Here is a 17,876-nt window from a genome sequence, read left to right as displayed (position 1 = left end):
TCTTTCGGACACCGCCGGGAGGGTTTCGTGCGTTCTCCTGACCAACGATTTCTCATCGACCGTGTTTTTGCTATAATAGATGAAACTAGCAAAGGCTGACGCACGCAGTTGTAAGCGTGTGCACCTAACGGAGACGAGGGAGCATACGGCTGATGTTGACGATACGCAATTTGACCAAGAAGCTGACCACGGGTCAGGAGATCCTTTCCAAAATATCGCTGCAAATCGACGAAGGCGAGCTGATCGGGCTCGTCGGCGCAAGCGGGAGCGGAAAAACGACGCTCCTGAAGTGCATCGCGTTGAAAGAAAAATGGGATGACGGCCAGTTCATCTATAACGACCGGGACGTCACCTCGCTCGGGATCACCGAGAAGTTCAAGCTGAAGCGGGACTGGGCGTTTATTGAAGAGAGCCCGGCACTGGACCGGAAGCAGACGGCGGTCAAGAACGTGCTGAAAGGACGTTTTTACGAGAAATCCGTCATGCGCGTGTTGACCGGCACGAATGCCCGGGACGAGCATGTGCTTGCCATGGACTATCTGGAGAAAGTCGGTCTGCTTGACAAAGCCGAGAAAAAGGTCGAGGATTTGAGCGGGGGAGAGCGTCAGAGAGTCTCGATCGCGCGGGCGCTCGTGCAGGGCGCAAAAATTGTCATTGCGGACGAGCCTGTATCCGGTCTCGATCCCGAAGCCGCTAACAGCGTGCTGAAAGATTTGCGCGAGCTTTGCAAAAAGGAAAAGGTGACGGTCGTCTGCTCCCTGCACAATGTGGAGTTCGCCGAACGGTATGCCAGCCGCATTTGGGGCCTTGCCGGAGGGAAGATCGTCCTGGACATTGCTGGCCGCAAGCTCACTTCCCTAGAACGTGCGAAAATTTTCGATTGATATTTTTCGACATTCCTTTGCAAAAAAGATAGGCAAAAAAGGATTATCCGTGATACAATTCCTTTTAATGCAGTAAAACGGCAACGCACTTGATAGAAGCGGGAGGAATCATAGATGGCTAAACAAGGCATGAGAAGCGATATGATCAAGAAGGGGTTCGACCGGGCACCGCACCGCAGCTTGCTGCGCGCAGCCGGAGTCAAAGAAGAGGATTTCGGCAAACCGTTTATCGCGGTATGCAACTCTTACATCGATATCGTACCTGGACACGTTCACCTGCAAGAATTCGGTAAAATCGTTAAGGAAGCGATCCGCGAAGCGGGCGGCGTTCCGTTTGAATTCAACACGATCGGCGTGGATGACGGCATCGCCATGGGCCACATCGGCATGCGTTATTCCCTTCCGAGCCGCGAGATTATCGCCGATTCCCTGGAGACGGTCGTTTCCGCGCACTGGTTCGACGGCATGGTTTGTATCCCGAACTGCGACAAAATCACTCCGGGCATGATGATGGGCGCCCTGCGCGTCAACATTCCGACCGTATTCGTAAGCGGCGGCCCGATGAAAGCGGGTAAGGACAGCAACGGCCGTTCGATTTCCCTGACTTCCGTATTCGAAGGCGTAGGCGCCTACCAGGTCGGCAAGATCGACGATAAAGCACTTCTTGAGCTTGAGCAATACGGCTGTCCGACTTGCGGTTCCTGTTCCGGCATGTTCACGGCTAACTCCATGAACTGCCTGTGTGAAGCGCTGGGACTGGCTATGCCGGGCAACGGCACCATCCTCGCCGTATCTCCGGAGCGCAGAGAGTTCGTAAGACAGTCCGCGACGCAGCTTATGGAGCTGATCAAGCTCGATCTGAAGCCGCGCGACATCGTTACGATCGATGCCATCGACAACGCGTTCGCTTTGGATATGGCTATGGGCGGATCGACGAATACCGTTCTTCATACGCTGGCTCTCGCTCATGAAGCGGGATTCGAATATCCGATCGAGCGCATCAACGAAGTGGCGAACCGCGTGCCGCATTTGTCCAAAGTCGCTCCCGCATCGGACTGGCATATCGAAGATATCCACGAAGCCGGCGGCGTGAGCGCGGTTATCAACGAGCTTCTCAAAAAGCCGGGCGCCATTAAAGGCGACTGTATGACCGTTACCGGCAAGACGCTGGCCGAGAACGTGGCGGGCGCGGAAATTTTGAACACCGATGTTATCCACAAGCTGGATAACCCGCATTCCGAGCGCGGCGGCCTTGCGGTCCTGTTCGGCAACCTGGCGCCGAACGGCAGCATCATCAAGGTCGGCGCGGTAGATCCTTCCGTAGGCGGACGCCATGTCGGCCCGGCCATCTGCTTTGACTCCCAGGACGATGCGCTTTACGGCATCGCCAACGGCAAAGTCAAAGAAGGCCACGTGGTGGTCATCCGCTACGAAGGTCCTAAAGGCGGCCCCGGCATGCCGGAAATGCTCGCTCCAACTTCGCAAATCGTCGGCATGGGACTCGGCGCCAAAGTCGGGCTGATCACGGACGGCCGTTTCTCCGGCGCCTCCCGCGGAATCAGCATCGGCCACATTTCGCCGGAAGCGGCGGAAGGCGGACCGATCGCCTTCGTTCAGGACGGGGACATTATCGAACTGGATCTGATCGAGCGTAAAATCGAGCTGAAAATCAGCGACGAAGAAATGGAAGAGCGCCGCAAAGGCTGGAAAGAGTTCGAGCCGAAAGTGAAAACCGGCTACCTGGCCCGCTACTCCAAGCTTGTAACGAGCGCCAGCACCGGCGGCGTGATGAAGATCTAATCCGCACTTCTCTGATTCATACGTTATATTCCAGAACCGGACATGAAAGAGCCCCGTTGATTAACGGGGCTCTTTTTTAATTGAGCTATCACTTTGCTAACTCGGTAAAGTTATGGAAACTTACTTCTTCACAACCGGAATCCAAATTTCGCTTCTATAAGTCGGGGAACTGGTATCTTTGCTTTCGTTCCATAAAATTTCCGGGCCTTGGGTCGACTCATAGGATGAAGACGGAAACCACTCGGAATAAATTCGCCCCCATACATTTTGCAGGGCATCCGGGAAGGGGCCGACCGCTTCGAATACCGCCCAAGTGGAAGCTTTAACTTCCAGCTGAGCCAGGTGATCCGGGCAGTCCTTCGTTGTTGCGGCGCCGATATAATGATCGAGCTCCCCGTGTTCGAGACGCCCTTCGGAGAAGTTTACGGACGCGCTGATGATGCCGGACGGTTCTACGTCGGACAACGACTTCAGCAGTGTGATCGTCTCGGGGGTCAGACTCTGCCACATCGAATCCATGGCGGGATTCACTCCCCGGTAGATGAGAGGGACTCTCTTATAGAGGCCGACGATCCGGAAGGCTTCTTTTTCTACAATGCGATAGTTCATTTCATTTCCTCCTTGTGTCGTTAATTGAAAAAACATGCGCGGGTAAGCTTTTAAAGATTGGCCACGGGTCCGCGCTTCGGATGGAGCCACCCCGTGGAGACTGAGGAATGCCCTTGCGAAAGAATCGGCGGAGCTGTAGCCGTATTTCACGGCGACATCCAGCAGCCTAAGGTCCGTGTGGGCCAGCTCAAAGGCTGACAGCGTAAGACGTCTGCGGCGGATATACTCCGAGAGGGTAACTCCGGCCAGGGAAGAAAACATCCTTTTGAAGTGATATTCCGAGCAAACGGCAAGCCGGGCAACTTCTTTGAAATCAATATCCCCCGTCAGATTTTGTTCGATATAAGCGAGGGCGTCATTCATTTTCTCCAGCCCGTTCATGGGGGTAACCTCCTTTCAGCTTTACGATAGCAGAAACGAAAATTCGGGATCCGACATTTCGTGCCCCGTTTTGCAGGGTACGCAAAAGCCGGCCGACCTGGATAGGTGCGACCGGCTGCAAATGCTGGCGACTATAAAGCTTTCGGCAAAAACAGCCGGAGCAAATTCCGGTGCAGGGGAGTGCCCGTGAAATAGATTCCTCTCGTTTCGGCAAGAAGGACGGCCTGAATCATATTCATGAAATAAAAGGCCAGCTCACGCGGATCGCCTTGAATGAATTCGCCTTTCTCCTGGCCTTCCCGGAAAATGAGGATGAGCAGCTTCAGATTATCGCGAATGCTCGTGCGGACGGACATTTTCAGCTCATCGGACACGGAGTCGGAAGTGAGAATCTGATCGGCGACGACCTGATAGAATACGGCGTCATCCCATCTTTCGCTGTGTACCTGATCCAGCAGCCAGGTCAGCTTTTCGTAGGAATCGGCATCCGGCAGCTTGTGCGCCTGTTCGAAAAGGGCTGTCAGGATACACAGGTTTTTCTCCACGATTGAAATGTAAATTTCTTCTTTGGATCGGAAATAGTTATAAATTAGGCCGTGGCTCATCTTGGCTTTATGGGCGATATCCGAAATCTTCGTGGAACTGAGCCCGTTTTTGGCAAAGAGCTCGACAGCCGCGGATAAGATCTGGTCACATCGTTCTTTACGGATTTCCTGGTCTCTCTCTGGATTTCTCGGCAATCTTTTCACCTCGGTTAAGCATTCGATACCCACCTTATCATAGGAATGAGAACTGTTCAAAGTCAAGTCCGTCCGGGAAAGATAAACTTATAAAAAAACTTTACAACTTTACAAATTGACTAAAAGTTAATCTGTGCGCTATACTTCTGTAATACAAAAAGAAGCAGTTACCCTTATATAAGGATAGCTGAAGGGAGAATCCAAATGAGCACAATGAAAAACCGCCGCTCGCCGTTGGTCATCTTGATGATCAATATGTTTATCGCGATGCTCGGTATCGGACTTATTATTCCGGTCCTGCCTGAATTTTTGAAAGAGTTTGGTCTGGGAGGCAAGACGGCGGGCTATCTCGTCGCGGCTTTCGGCCTCACTCAGTTTATTTTCTCTCCGATCGGTGGGGAGTGGTCGGACAAATACGGCCGCAAAAAAATGATCGTGTCCGGTCTGGCGCTGTTCACGATCTCCAATCTGCTGTTCGCCATGGCTTCCGAAGTCTGGATGCTGTACGCTTCCCGTCTGATCGGCGGTATCGGCGCGGCCGCTATGATCCCATCCATGATGGCTTACATTGCGGACATTACGACTGACGATAAACGCGGAAAAGGAATGGGCATGCTCGGTGCGGCCATGTCGCTCGGTTTCGTTATCGGACCCGGCATCGGCGGGTTTCTGGCGGAACTCGGTTTGCGCGCTCCGTTCTACGTGTCATCCGCAGTCGGTGCTCTGGCCATGATCGGTTCCCTGCTTATTTTGCCGGAATCGCTCAGCAAAGAAGAGCTGGCTTCGAACCGTTCGTCTCAGGTTAAGAAGGAAAGTATTTTTATCCAGCTTGGACAGTCGTTTAAAGCCCCTTATTTTATCCTTCTGCTCCTGGTGTTTGCCCTGACTTTCGGACTGGCGAACTTCGAAGCGGTATTCCCGCTGTTCGTGGATAATAAATACGGATATACAGCGAAAGATATTTCGGTTCTGATTACCGTCGGAGCACTGATCGGCGCTGTCATTCAGGCGATGCTGATCGACAAGCTTATCCGCCGTTTCGGGGAGAAGAAGCTTATTAATCTGACCTTTATCCTGTCCGCGCTGTGTCTGATTCTGATGCTTCTGTCGGGCAACTTCTGGTACATTCTGCTGGTTACGATGCTGTTCTTCACCCTGACTTCCATCATGCGTCCCGCAATCAACACACTCTTGTCCAAAATGGCGGGAGACGAGCAGGGCTTCGTCGCGGGAATGAACAATGCATACATGAGTCTCGGCAATATTTTCGGTCCTGCCATTGCGGGCATTCTGTTCGACGTACAAATTAACCTTCCGTATATGTTCGGTGCGGTTATCCTCGTCATTTCGTTCATCATTTCGACTTCTTGGAGCGGCAAAAATAAACGCAAGCTGGTTCCGGCCGGCGGCTCCAATTAAAAGGTAAACAAAAAAACGCCGTAAAGGCGTTTTTTTTGTTTTTATAACCAGTTTGTGGTGAAGCAGAGGGTTTACAGCTTCAAGCTGACGACCAGAACGACCGAAACAATCAGAACCATGAAGACGCTCACTGTGCCGAGGTAGCCGGTTAACTTGACGGTACTCCCGCCGGCAGAGCTTAGCCGTTTGTTCATTTTTCTCCCGAGCACCGCCGTAAAGATGACTCCAAGGAGAATGATCGTACCTCCGCCTTTTTCCATCACTTGAAGCCAGAGAGGCTTGCCGGGGCCAAGGCCCATTTGGAGAATGAGATAAACACCACTGAGAAGAACGAGAATTGAACTCGGATGAGCGATTCGTCCGAATATCGTGATGGTTTTACCGGCCAGGGCGTTCGCGTCAGCAGAACCGAGCTGCTTTTTCAGCAAAAGCATAGTGACCAGAATGCCGAGCAGGGCTCCCAGCCATCCGAATAAACCCGTTAAATGAAGAAATACCATGAATCCGAACATCGTACAACTCCTCCTCAGATTAGTTTTGCCGGCGGGGCGAAACGAGATCCGCCCCGGCTTGCCGGTCTATACGGCTTTTCTTGCGGTCCCCGACGAAGATCAGCAGGGCGGGGAGCAGCATGCCGCGCACCAGGAACGTATCGAGGAGAATTCCGAGCGACATCGTCAAGCCGAACAGGAAGAGCTCCTGCAGCGGCTGGGTGATGAGCACCGTGAATGTGGCGGCGAGAATGAGTCCGGCCGACGAGATTACCCCTCCCGTTAAAGCGACCCCGCGGCTTACGGCTTCTTTCCACGTATGGCTCAGCGCTTCTTCTTTAATGCGCGATACGAGCATAATGTTGTAATCGACGCCAAGCGCGATCAGGAAAACGAAGGTGTACACCGGCAGTCGGTAGCTGATGGAGTCGTAACCGAGCATGAAATGAAAGATCATCCAGCCGAGGCCCAGTGTAGCGGTATAAGACAGCAGCATCGTTGCGATCATAGTGAGCGCATGCTTGAACGACTTGGTCTGGATGAGCAGCATAACGGTAATAAACAGCGTAATGAGAGTAAACAGCAGGATCGTATCCCGCTTGTTCATGTTTCTCACGTCAAGCTGCTCCGCTGTTTGTCCCGCGTAATGCAGAGTGAACTCGGACGGGTTCAGTCCGCTCTGCTCCAGAAGCGCCGGACTCTTGTCGCGAAGCCGGCCGATCAGATCGAGCGAGACGGGCTCGTACGGATTGCTGTCCGGCGTCAGCTGCAGCTTCACGGCGGTTCCATCCGCCGATATTGTGTTTTTCGGCAGCTGTGTGCCGCTTTCCGTCGCGGCGGGCTTAATCTCCGGAGATACGGCGTTCACACCGGGTTCATTTTTTAAGCGGCCGGCGAGGGCGCCGATTTTGTCGTAAAAAGTGGCGTCCAGCGTCAGCTTTTTCTCCGAGGTAAGGAGAATCGTCACCGGAGCGAGCTGTCCCGGCGGGAATTTACTTTCAAGAATCTCGAAACCTTGGCGGGATGAAGTATTGTCCGGAAAAGATTTCAAGAGATTGAACGAGTATTTCATTGAAGTGACGCTAAGCGAAGACGCGAGCAGGGCGAGGAGCAGGATGCCTGCGGTTAAACCGGGCCTGCCCGTAACGAATCCGCCCATGGAAGCCCAGAAGCCCTTCGCTTTTCCGGCGGACGATTCCAAAGGCTTCGGAACGAAAGGCCAGAACGCTTTTCGGCCCAGCAGGGCGAAGACGGCGGGAATCAGGGTAAGTCCGCCGAGCAGAATAACGGCCATAGCTGTCGAAAATACGGGCGCGAAGTGGTGGTACGGCTTGAAAGCGGCCGTAAACAACGTGAGCATGGCAACAAGCACCGTACCGCCGCTAAAGAGGATCGGTTCGGCAACCCGGCTTAAGGCTTGCTGCATGGCTTCGTATTTTCCCGCAGCCGTTTTGAGTTCCTCCCTGTAACGGGCCAGTACGAATAAGCAGTAGTCGGTCAGTACGGCGAAAAGCAGGATCATCATGATGGAGAGCGCCTGCTTGTCGACGAGGAACCAGCCGTATTTCCCCGCAAGGCCGAGTATCCGGTCCACGACCATGTAGACCATCCCGGAAATGACGAGAGGAATGACGGCTAGAAGCGGTGACCGGTAAATGATCATCAGGATCACCAGAATCAGGCCGACGGTAGCGAACATGAGGACAAAGTCGGCGTTCTTGAAGAGGGAAGTGGTATCCGCCGCTATGCCGGCCGGACCCGTGATTTTGAAATCCAGGGAACCGATTCCCGTCTGCTCGACATGCGAGCGAATCTGCTGCAATCCTTCATAGAGCTGTCCGGATTCCAGGTTTTTATGGAAAGCCGCGTTGAGCAGGACGGTCGAGCCGTCATCGGAGAACATTTTGTCCTGGACAGCTTTGGGCAGTGTGTGAAAAGGAAGTGCTCCGGCAAGCTGCTGCGGCTTTCCGGCGGAAGCCAGCCATTCGCTGATTTCCGCGATCTTCGACCGTTCCTCGGCTGTAATGGCGTTTTTGCCGTGAAAAACGAGAAGGGCCGTCAAACCGTCCTCGGACGGAAACCGCTCATCCATTATTTTCTGAGCCGCTTCCGAAGGCGTCTCGCCGAGAGCGCTGCCTTCTCCGCTGCTTACGGCAGCTTGTTTCGCCCCGGGAGCGATCAGGCTGAGTATCACGATTGCGATTATCCACACGGCGACGACGATTTTAGCCCCTTTGGGGGAACTCACGGCGCGCGCGAGTTTGTTCCACGGGTTGTTCATGATGTTCATAACCTCCTGTCCTTATTCTCACATGAATTGTAGGACAGGATTATGAACGGACGATGAACGGAAGGTTACAGCCGCGGAAGCCGGATAAGGAACAACGTTCCTTCGCCCGGATGGCTAAGTACTTCGATGCTGCCCCGGTGCAGGGACACGATTTTGTGGGCGATGGAGAGTCCGAGGCCGCTGCCGGAGCGGGAGCGGTTGCGTGATTTGTCGCCTTTGTAGAAACGGTCAAAAATATGGGGGAGGTCTCCGGAAGGAATACCCGGTCCGGTATCGCCGATGGATACGAGGATATCGTGTTCTTCCTGCCGGATTTGGACGGAAATCGCATCTCCCGGATGGGTGAATTTGATGCTGTTGGCAATCAGGTTGAACCAAACCTGGTACAAGAGCTGCGCGTCCGCGCAAATGACCAGCTCGGGGAGATCCAATTGGAGCCGGAGTTCTTTTTCCGTCCACTGCCATTCCGTTGTAATAAAAATGTGCCGGATCTGTTCGTCCAGCCGGAAGGAAGCGGGTTTAAGGACACTGGTCTCTTTGTCCAGGGCGGCGAGCGTCAGAAGCTCTTTGCTGAGAGCCGAAAGTCTGCGGCTTTCTTCTTCTATAATGCGGAGGTATCTTCGTTCTTCCTCGGGTGAAGCGCCATTATCCAGCATGCTCTGGGCAAAGCCTTGAATCGTCGTAAGAGGAGACTGTATTTCATGCGAGACATTGGCGACGAATTCCTGCCGCATCTGATCGAGTTTCTCGAGCGACTTCGCCATCAGCGTAAAATGCCGGGCCAGGTTGCCGATTTCGTCCCTCCGCGTAACGTCCATTTGGATGTTATAATCTCCGCCAACGATCTTGTTCGTCGCTTCCGTCAATTTCTGCACGGGCTTGACGATAAAACGGGTGGAAATAATAATCAGCACCAGACTGAGCAGGAACGTAAAGCCGAGCAGGAGCGCCATCAGAATCCGGACTTCCCCGATCTGTTGCTCCATGTCGGGACGGATGAACAAAGCCATCGTTTTGCCGCCGCTTCGTACGGGAAGGCCGATGCTGTTGCGGATGCTGTTCTCGAAAAAGCCGGTAACGAGGAGCAGATGGCGCTCTTCCATCACGCCGTGATACGTGTCGCCGCTTAGCACGCGGACAATCGTGTCCCGCTCGATCTCCTTATGTTTAAAAGGCGACCCGTAGAAAGTACCCTGCAGTTCATCGTCAACGGCATAAACTTGAAAGCCCATATTGGCGATGCGCGTCAAATATTCGTGAAGCTGGAGTCCGGGAGTCTCTTCGTACAAACCCCGGATTTCCTGAGAGATTTTTAAAATCTTCTGTTCGTTATAGTCCCGGAGCTTGGCGGAATAGTAACCGTTGGAAAGGAGAAGGGCGGCCGCGCTGCTGATCATCGCAATGAGCAGGAAGGTGACGACGATACGTACGTATAAGGTTTTCATGGAGAGCAGACCTCTAGTTTGTAGCCGAGACCGCGTACCGTGGTCAGTATGAAATCGCACGATTTTTCATTAAAACGTTCCCGCAGCCGCTTAATATGCACATCAATTGTCCGGCTGCCACCTTCGTATCCGGCTCCCCAGACCAGTTCCAGGAGCTGTTCTCTCGTAAAAATACGTCCCGGATGACTGGCCAATTGGGCCAGCAGTTCAAATTCTTTCAGCGGGATGACGAACGTCTCTCCGTCTATGTGGATTTCATAGCTTTTGCGGTCGATAACGGTGCGGTTCAGCGTAATAACGTCCGAGGACACGAACTGGTACCGCCGCAGCAAAGCTTTTACCCGGAAAAGTAGTTCTTTAGGCTCGAACGGTTTCACAAGATAATCATCGGTACCCGACAGATAGCCTTTTTCCTTGTCTTCCAGTTCACCTTTGGCGGTGAGCAGAATAACCGGGATGTCGTAATAGCTGCGGATTTCCTCGCAAAGCTCAAGACCGTTTTTGCCCGGCATCATAACGTCGACCACCGCGAGATGAATTTGTTCGCGTTCCATCAAGGCAGCGGCTTCTTCGCCGTCGGCGGCCTCGGAGACGAGGTAATTTTCCTTTTTGAAAATAAATTGCAGAAGTTCGCGGATGTGCGCGTCGTCATCGGCAATCAAGAGATGAGTCTTCAAGCTGACACCTTCTTCAAGGGGAGTATTGGTTCCATTATTGTACTCGATTCCTGGCGAATGTAAAAATTGTCTTAAAATTTGAATAATTCCGTATACCCAGAAAAATTGGGAAAGGAATATGAATATTTATGACGAATTAATTATCTAGGACAAATTTCCTATAACGGTGGCTTTTAGGAAGTGAACTGAAAGCGCTTATAAAAAGCAGTCTATTGTTTACATAATAAATATTATGTAGCCATAAAGTCATCCGGTTAATCCAAAAAGGGGGCATTGCTTACGAATGAATCGGAGTCGCTATTGGTGGTTCGGTACGCTTGGGGCTGTTCTGATTTTGGGGAGTTTGACGGGATACATCGCAATAGCCAGGGAACCGTTATGGACTCAAGAGAAAGAAATACAAAAAGGAGACAAGCTGGGCCCGCTCCAACTCGGCAAAACATGGAAAGTAACTGCGGGGTCTTCGGCGAGCGTAACGGTCCTCTCTCCGCACGAATCACTGGATATCACGTTTCCGAAGCTTTCGGGACTGTTAAAAATCACCCGGGAAGATAGGGAACACATAACGGGCACGGTTGCGGCGGACATGACATCGCTTTATTCGGAAGATCCCGCGTGGAACGCGAAGCTGCGGGACTGGTACTTCTTTAACGTAAAGGCGTACCCGGAAGCCTCGTTTAGGATCATGAAAGTGGGCGGTTTTGAAAATCCGTTTCTCGAGGGAATCCCTCATCCGCTCACGATCGAAGGCGAATTGACCGTACGGAATATGACCCAGCCGGTCCAGTTTAAAGGGAATATCGAGCATAACGGCAGCTTGATGGAACTGAAAGTCAGGTGCACCGGCCTAGAAACCAAAAACTTCGGGATTCCCGAGCTTCTCGAACCGATTTATACGGGGAAAAATATGGCGACGCTTGAAGTGACGCTTATTCTGGAACCTGAGGATACGGATACCTACAAACACCGGCAAGCCGATTCGCACAATTTCCGGGAGATTGGCGCTTGACCCACGCCAAACATCCTCTTAATCCATACGGTAATAGTATCTGGTAAAGGGATAGGGAGCGATGGGTATGAAAATCGATTTGGGATGCGGCCTGCGCAAACATCCCGGCTATATCGGCATCGACAAAGAGCCGCTCCCCGGTGTTGATCTCCAGTGCGATTTGAATGAAGGTATCCCGCTTGGTAGCGATACGGTTGATTTCGTCATGGCCAGCCGCTCGCTGGAATATGTGCCTGATCTGATGAACGTAATGAAAGAGATTTACCGGGTTTGCCGGCACAAAGCGGTCGTCTGTCTGCTTGCTCCATATGCCCATACGTCTTACCATGCGGTAAACCCCAATTTCCGTTCCTGGTTCGACGAGCAGCTTCCCCGTTTTTTTACGAACGAATTGTATGTCTACGATCCTTTGCGAGAAAACACCTATATGACGGACGTGCCCGCCGGATGGGATAAAGCCTCCAGGGCTGAAATCGACTTAAGACTTCTGCGCTGCGAGTTTTTTTACCTGCCGCAGTATTTGTCTCCCATCTATGATGATGAAGACCGGCGCATGCTGCGTCAATCCACGCTCAATGTGGTAGACGAAATCTTGTATTATTTCGTGGCCGTTAAGGAGCCGATTTCCGAGCGGGAGCTGGAAGAACTGGCGCAGGGTACTTACGAAGAGCCGCTTCTCCTGACGGAGCGGAGAAGGGAAGAGGCCGCCAGAGCGGAAAGCCGGCAGCCGCTTGAAAGCACGTTCCGGCATGAGCCAGGCTCTGTTCTTCCCCAGCGGGATCCGCTTCCGGTTCCCCGCAAGCGGAGGAAAGAGACCAAGAAGCCGCTAAAAAAGAAAACGGCTTCCCTCAAACCGGCGAAAACCCTTCGTAAAAAGAAATAGCCGGCCATAGCGGACCCTGTATACCGGTAGAGCCGCAGGCATTTAAAAAGACAGTTCGGGAGAGCTTACGCAAGCTCCGTATGAACTGTCTTTTGTCAGGCTGGGGTCATTTTTACCGGAAGTTAAGGCCGCGGCCGCTCGTCTTCTTCGAGGATGGCGAACATGATATGGTCCTGCCAGACTCCGTTGATTTTCACGTTTTTGCGCGCGAGGCCTTCACGCTGAAAACCCGCCTTTTCCAGCACCCGGATGGAGCCGATGTTGTGCGGCATAACGCCCGCCTCCACGCGGTGAAACCCGGCTTCGGCAAAAGCGAATTCCAAGGCAAGGCAAGCCGCATGGGACATAATTCCTTTGCCCTGGTAGGCGTGGTCCAGACAATATCCCATCATGCATTTGTGCGCCGGTTCGCGAGCGGCATGGAACAAGGACATTTCGCCGATGAGCACATCGTTTTCTTTAAAAAATATTCCGAAATTGTAGCTTTTGTCCGCTGCCCGGTCCTCGGTCCACATCCCTATGCGTGCGGTCTGTTCTTCAAGCGTGTAGAACGACTCGGGTCGTGTAATCGTAAAGGGCTCGAAATAGGCCCGGTTCCTCTGCATAAGATCGAGGAGAGCGGGGGCATCTTCAGGAGTCAAATAGCGAAAATAAATACGGTCGGTAGTCATAGTCATGGTAGTCACGGCATCCTTTACGGCAAAGTTAAGTGAAATAAAGTTAGATCTAACTAAAAAAGCATTTATTTATGACGTTAAATGATTGTAGTTAATGACCTTAAATACACGGCTTATCGGGAACATATCCTTCCGGCAACAAACCAATAACCACGGTTGGCGGGAAGCGGGAAAGGAATTAAGAAAAGAACGAATGTAGTTAATGCCATTAAACATTAATGACGTTAAACGCATTCTAACCTTCTTTTCGCTTGTCGATCGCTTCTTCCATCGTTTTATCGGTCAGATGCGCATAAATCTGCGTTGTATCGGACGACGCGTGTCCAAGCTGTTCCTGCGTTTTGTATAAATCGTTTTGCAGATAATAGTCGGTTGCGAACGAATGCCTCAGCTTATGTACACTGAGAAACGGCTTGCCGAAGCGCTTCGCGTATTTGATCACCATCTCCTGAATGGCCCGCTTGGACATCAGCTGCCCTTCCTTTTTGCCGTTCGGTATCGTCAGAAAAAGCGCCTTTTCCTTCTTGGGGGGATGGTAGCGCGTTTCTCTGAGCTGCAGATAGCAGGTTAAATCGTCCACAGCCTCCTGCCGGAAAAATACCCGTGTTTTGAAAGAACCGTCGTTGTTACCTTTGCGGTACACGTACACGGTTCTTTTTTTCATATCAAGATCGTCCAGCGTTAAATTGACGACTTCCGAGACACGCAGGCCCGAATGAAGAATAAGACTTACGATACAAGCATCCCGGATCTTGTTCAGCTCGTACGCATATAAAGCCTGCTTATTGGTCGCAATGTCCTGTTCGTATCCGCTGCGGATATAGTCGATAAATTCGAAAATCTCATCTTCCTGAAGGAGCTTTCCTTCCAATTTTCCCGCCAAATCTTTGGCCTTGTTCGTCCGCTTGATTTCAATCTTGGCCATAACATTCCGTTTAAGCAGCGGATAATAATTTTCATCCTCGGCGATCTGGCTTAAATAGTGAAACAAAGAACGCAGAGACGAAATTTTGCGGTTGATCGTAATCTTCGTATTGGCTTGATCTTTCTTCGTCGCCAGGTAGGCCCGGTAATGATCGACGCTTTCCATATGCAGCTTTTCCAGGTCCTCCAGGGGGATATCCGCAAGCCTTTCGGCACTGCTCAGCCCCTCGGCCAGAAGCCAGGAGAAAAACGTTTCGTAATCCCGTACATATTCAAGCAGGGTGGAAGGGGAGAGGTCCGGAAGTTTATGATGGATAAACTTATCTACATACCAGGGCATAGAAGGAATTCTTTTATCGAGTTCTTCACGATCTTTTTGCTTTTGAATATTCATCGGGTGCACCTCAATACGTTTCTTAATCGAGCGAGCCGGGAAAACCGGACTTGAGCAGCTATGCTGAATAGGAACAAAATATACATTGCATGCGGAAAACGGGAACCAAATAGAAGCCGGAAGTGCAGCAAAAACGAAGACTCTCCTAAACCGGTTGGTATACGATACAGATTCGTTCCGAAGATAGAAGGAAATTTGTTTACATAATATTTGTTATGTAACTTATCGCTTCATCCTGTTCAATTCTTAATTCCCTGTTTGTCCTTCTACTATTATAAACTATGCACGGCTGGCGCGGAAATCCTGTTTGCGAAGTGTCTTTTCCGGTTATTGAGTACTAACTGAACGGCATGACAGCTGTTGTCAGGTTACCGCCATTACCTTGACCAGAAAGCGGGTGTTCCAGCGTGGATTATATGTATATCGGAATTAAACTGATAACCGGATTCATCGGCCTATGGGGAATGACCCGGCTGCTCGGCAAGAAGGAGATTTCCCAGCTCACCCCGTTTGATTTCGTGTCGGCTCTTATGCTGAGTGAACTTGTGGGAAACACCGTGTATGATAAAGAGGTTAAATATCTTGAGCTTTTGTTCGCGCTTGCCTTCTGGACCGTGCTTTCTCTGACGTTCGAAAAAATTACGCAAAAGTATAAAAAACTGCGCCGCGCGTTCGAAGGCAGTCCGGCTGTCGTGATTGATAAAGGGAAGCTGAACGTAAAGGCGATGAGATCGAACAGCCTCGATCTGGAGCAGCTTCTTATGCTGCTGAGGGAACAGGGGATTTTTTCCCTTCATGAAGTCGCCTACGGCATTTTTGAAAACAACGGTTCGCTCAGCGTGTTGAAAAAATCACCTTACGACACGGTTGTCCGCGGAGACTTGAACCTGCCGGAAGAGCCCGTGGAGCTTCCGGTTCCTTTGATCGAAGAAGGAGAAATCAAGCTTGAAGAGCTGAAGCGTATCGGCCGCGATGAAGAATGGCTGAAGAAGCAGATCGAGGATTCGGGTTTTAAGCAGATGAAAGAAATTTTCTATGCGGAATGGCATCGCGAACACGGCTTTTACGCAACGGGATGGGGAAAATAAGAACAGGAGAGGGACTTATGTTATGTAAAGGATTCGCGCCCGTCATCGCTCCGGACAGCGTCGTGCTGATCTTGGGCTCCATGCCGGGAGAGCTTTCGCTGGAGAGACAGGAATATTATGGAAATCCGCGCAACGATTTCTGGAGGCTGCTCGCTTCGCTGCATGGTGAAGACGGGGTGCCGAATACATATGAAGAACGGCTGAAGTTCGCAATCGACCGCAAAATCGCTTTATGGGATGTGCTGTCCTCCTGTGAACGAGAAGGGAGTCTGGATGCGAACATCCGGGAGCCGGACGTAAACGATTTTGACGCGCTCTTCGCGGAGTATCCTAGCCTGAGTACCGTCATGTTTAACGGCGCGGCTTCGGAGAAATTGTTCCGCAAGCATGCCGCTCACTTGACCGATCATAGCCGGCTGCGTTTTATCCGGCTGCCGTCATCGAGTCCGGCCAACGCGATGGGCTGGGAGCGCAAGCTCGCCGCCTGGCGCGAAGCCTGGCGGGAGGTGCCCGGCCGCGGAGACGCCTAAACACGGCGCTGCGCTGCGGCCCGCCGGGCTCGAAGGCGGCTGACCTGGCTTGCTGCCGGCGATGATCGCCGCATGCAGGCGCTGCTCCGGCTTCGGCACGCCCTCGCCTGCCGCGGCACTGCCAGCACGCCGTACGGCTGCCAGCTTGCAGCGCCAAAAATCAGGCGGCGCCGCAGGCAGGGAAAGCGGCTTCGCGCCGGGAACACCCGCAGGGCAGGCCAAGCCCGGCATCGCAAAGAAGCCCCGCTTCACTGACAACTGTCAATGAAGCGGGGCTTCTTCTATGCGGGCAGGGGCTTGACCCTGCGTGCGGCCAGCCGCTTGGCGAACGGCCCCGTCGGGATGGTCCCTACCGCTTGCCGGCGGTTACAGCGACGCCCGGTAAATGGCCGTCACGTCTTCTCGGTCCAGGCGCTTGAAGTAGCCGAACGGGCCGTAGACCATCGCGCGGTCGACCATGACGTCCAGCTTGCTGTCGTCGATGTCGTAATCCGCCAGACGGTTTGGCGCGCCGATGGAATTCCAGAAGCGGCGCAGCGCTTCAATGCCTTCGAGCGCCACATCGCGGTCGGATTTGCCGTCTGCCGAAATGCCGAATACACGGACCGCGAACTGCTTGAACCGTCCGACATTCTCGTCCAGAACGTGAGTCATCCAGTTCGGGAACAGAATGGCAAGACCGCCGCCGTGAGGGATATCGTAGACGGCTGAAACCGCATGCTCGATGTTATGGGTCGCCCAGTCGCCCTGTACTCCCATAGCGAGCAGGCCGTTCAAAGCCATTGTGCCGCTATAGAGAATGGTTTCCCGGTATTCGTAATTCTCAAGATCGTCAACAAGCTTTGGAGCCGTTTCGATCACGGACTTCAAAATGGTTTCGCAAAAACCGTCCTGGACCGGCGTGTTTGGCGTATGATGGAAATACTGCTCGAATACGTGCGACATAATGTCCACCATACCGTACACCGTCTGATCCTTCGGTACGGTTGTCGTGAAGACCGGATCGAGAATAGAAAATTTCGGGAAAACGAGCGGGGACCCCCAGCCGTATTTCTCCTGGGTTTCCCAATTGGTGATAACGGAACCCGAGTTCATTTCCGAGCCGGTCGCCGCAAGCGTGAGGACGGTTCCGAACGGCAGGGCATCCGCAGGGGAAGCTTTGCGCGTCATGAAATCCCATACGTCTCCGTCGTATTTGGCGCCTGCCGCGATCGCTTTCGTGCAGTCGATGACGCTGCCGCCGCCTACGGCGAGGATCACGTCGATGTTTTCCTGCTTACACAGATCCGCGCCGCGTTTTACCGTGCTTACGCGCGGGTTCGGCTCTACGCCGGCCAGTTCGAAAATTTCGGCGCCGGCACCCTTAAGCAGGGAAACGACCTGATCGTATAGCCCGCTGCGCTTGATGCTGCCGCCGCCGTATACGAGGAGTACTCTTTTGCCGTATGCGGTAAGCTCCTTAGGCAGCTGTTCCAGCTGTCCTTTACCGAAAATGAGCTTGGTCGGATTATGGAAAGTAAAGTTTTTCATAGTGGGATCTCCTTCTACCGGGAAGATGGACGGATATGCCGTCTTTTCTATTGTAGCCTATGAGCAGAGCCGCAATCCACTTTATCCAGGTAGGGATTGGAAGAT

At 52.5% G+C, this 17,876-nt stretch carries 16 protein-coding genes; 7 read left to right on the top strand and 9 right to left on the bottom strand.

Annotation, left to right across the window (positions count from 1 at the left end; genetic code table 11):
- The first annotated feature begins 152 nt into the window (after nucleotides 1-152).
- Nucleotides 153-884 carry a phosphonate ABC transporter ATP-binding protein gene (locus C4S74_RS20395; protein ID WP_103997158.1) on the top strand — a complete coding sequence of 244 codons (732 nt, stop codon included), beginning with the start codon at nucleotides 153-155 and terminating at the stop codon, nucleotides 882-884.
- Nucleotides 885-998: 114 nt separating this feature from the next.
- Nucleotides 999-2,684, top strand: coding sequence for a dihydroxy-acid dehydratase (ilvD, locus tag C4S74_RS20390; RefSeq protein WP_103997156.1), 1,686 nt, complete (start codon nucleotides 999-1,001; stop codon nucleotides 2,682-2,684).
- A 120-nt stretch (nucleotides 2,685-2,804) separates the two neighbouring features.
- Here the strand turns inward: ilvD and C4S74_RS20385 are convergent, their stop codons facing one another.
- A complete protein-coding gene (locus C4S74_RS20385) occupies nucleotides 2,805-3,674 on the bottom strand; it encodes an AraC family transcriptional regulator (protein WP_103997155.1) in 870 nt (289 codons plus the stop codon).
- A 131-nt stretch (nucleotides 3,675-3,805) separates the two neighbouring features.
- The gene (locus tag C4S74_RS20380) at nucleotides 3,806-4,414 is read right to left on the bottom strand and encodes a TetR/AcrR family transcriptional regulator (protein ID WP_103997153.1); all 609 of its coding nucleotides are present in this window, start codon (nucleotides 4,412-4,414) and stop codon (nucleotides 3,806-3,808) included.
- A gap of 204 nt (nucleotides 4,415-4,618) precedes the next feature.
- On the opposite strand from C4S74_RS20380, the gene C4S74_RS20375 reads away from it, so the two are divergent.
- A complete protein-coding gene (locus C4S74_RS20375) occupies nucleotides 4,619-5,833 on the top strand; it encodes an MFS transporter (protein WP_103997152.1) in 1,215 nt (404 codons plus the stop codon).
- A gap of 71 nt (nucleotides 5,834-5,904) precedes the next feature.
- On the opposite strand, the gene C4S74_RS20370 is transcribed toward C4S74_RS20375, so the two are convergent.
- The 4 genes from C4S74_RS20370 to C4S74_RS20355 form a co-directional block, all read right to left on the bottom strand.
- Nucleotides 5,905-6,345: a hypothetical protein gene (locus C4S74_RS20370; RefSeq protein ID WP_103997151.1), complete on the bottom strand. Its 441-nt coding sequence runs from the start codon at nucleotides 6,343-6,345 to the stop codon at nucleotides 5,905-5,907.
- A 19-nt stretch (nucleotides 6,346-6,364) separates the two neighbouring features.
- On the bottom strand, nucleotides 6,365-8,605 hold the full coding sequence (locus C4S74_RS20365) for an MMPL family transporter (protein WP_103997149.1): 2,241 nt from the start codon (nucleotides 8,603-8,605) through the stop codon (nucleotides 6,365-6,367).
- Between the two features lie 74 nt (nucleotides 8,606-8,679).
- Nucleotides 8,680-10,059: a cell wall metabolism sensor histidine kinase WalK gene (locus C4S74_RS20360; RefSeq protein WP_103997148.1), complete on the bottom strand. Its 1,380-nt coding sequence runs from the start codon at nucleotides 10,057-10,059 to the stop codon at nucleotides 8,680-8,682.
- Nucleotides 10,056-10,736, bottom strand: a complete 681-nt coding sequence (locus C4S74_RS20355) for a response regulator transcription factor (RefSeq protein ID WP_103997146.1) — start codon at nucleotides 10,734-10,736, stop codon at nucleotides 10,056-10,058. The genes C4S74_RS20360 and C4S74_RS20355 overlap by 4 nt, the downstream gene beginning before the upstream one ends.
- 283 nt (nucleotides 10,737-11,019) lie before the next feature.
- Between C4S74_RS20355 and C4S74_RS20350 the strand changes: the two genes are divergently transcribed.
- Nucleotides 11,020-11,745: a YceI family protein gene (locus C4S74_RS20350; RefSeq protein WP_103997145.1), complete on the top strand. Its 726-nt coding sequence runs from the start codon at nucleotides 11,020-11,022 to the stop codon at nucleotides 11,743-11,745.
- 67 nt (nucleotides 11,746-11,812) lie between these two features.
- Nucleotides 11,813-12,628, top strand: a complete 816-nt coding sequence (locus tag C4S74_RS20345) for a methyltransferase domain-containing protein (RefSeq protein ID WP_103997143.1) — start codon at nucleotides 11,813-11,815, stop codon at nucleotides 12,626-12,628.
- Nucleotides 12,629-12,750: 122 nt separating this feature from the next.
- Here C4S74_RS20345 and C4S74_RS20340 read toward each other — a convergent pair whose 3' ends face one another.
- Together C4S74_RS20340 and xerS are read right to left on the bottom strand one after the other, a co-directional pair.
- On the bottom strand, nucleotides 12,751-13,305 hold the full coding sequence (locus C4S74_RS20340) for a GNAT family N-acetyltransferase (RefSeq protein ID WP_103997142.1): 555 nt from the start codon (nucleotides 13,303-13,305) through the stop codon (nucleotides 12,751-12,753).
- Nucleotides 13,306-13,540: 235 nt separating this feature from the next.
- Entirely contained in the window at nucleotides 13,541-14,623 is a 1,083-nt protein-coding gene (gene xerS / locus C4S74_RS20335; RefSeq protein ID WP_103997140.1) for a tyrosine recombinase XerS, read from the bottom strand.
- Nucleotides 14,624-15,039: 416 nt separating this feature from the next.
- Between xerS and C4S74_RS20330 the strand changes: the two genes are divergently transcribed.
- Both C4S74_RS20330 and C4S74_RS20325 read left to right on the top strand, forming a co-directional pair.
- Entirely contained in the window at nucleotides 15,040-15,711 is a 672-nt protein-coding gene (locus C4S74_RS20330) for a DUF421 domain-containing protein (RefSeq protein WP_181024490.1), read from the top strand.
- A gap of 17 nt (nucleotides 15,712-15,728) precedes the next feature.
- A complete protein-coding gene (locus C4S74_RS20325) occupies nucleotides 15,729-16,241 on the top strand; it encodes a DNA-deoxyinosine glycosylase (protein ID WP_103997138.1) in 513 nt (170 codons plus the stop codon).
- Between the two features lie 366 nt (nucleotides 16,242-16,607).
- Here C4S74_RS20325 and C4S74_RS20320 read toward each other — a convergent pair whose 3' ends face one another.
- Complete coding sequence (locus C4S74_RS20320; protein ID WP_103997136.1) at nucleotides 16,608-17,771, bottom strand: iron-containing alcohol dehydrogenase; 1,164 nt, start codon at nucleotides 17,769-17,771, stop codon at nucleotides 16,608-16,610.
- Nucleotides 17,772-17,876 lie beyond the last annotated feature (105 nt).

This window comes from Paenibacillus sp. UNC499MF, from assembly GCF_900107975.1.
Lineage (GTDB): Bacteria > Bacillota > Bacilli > Paenibacillales > NBRC-103111 > Paenibacillus_F.
This window is presented reverse-complemented; position numbering and strand designations above follow the sequence as displayed.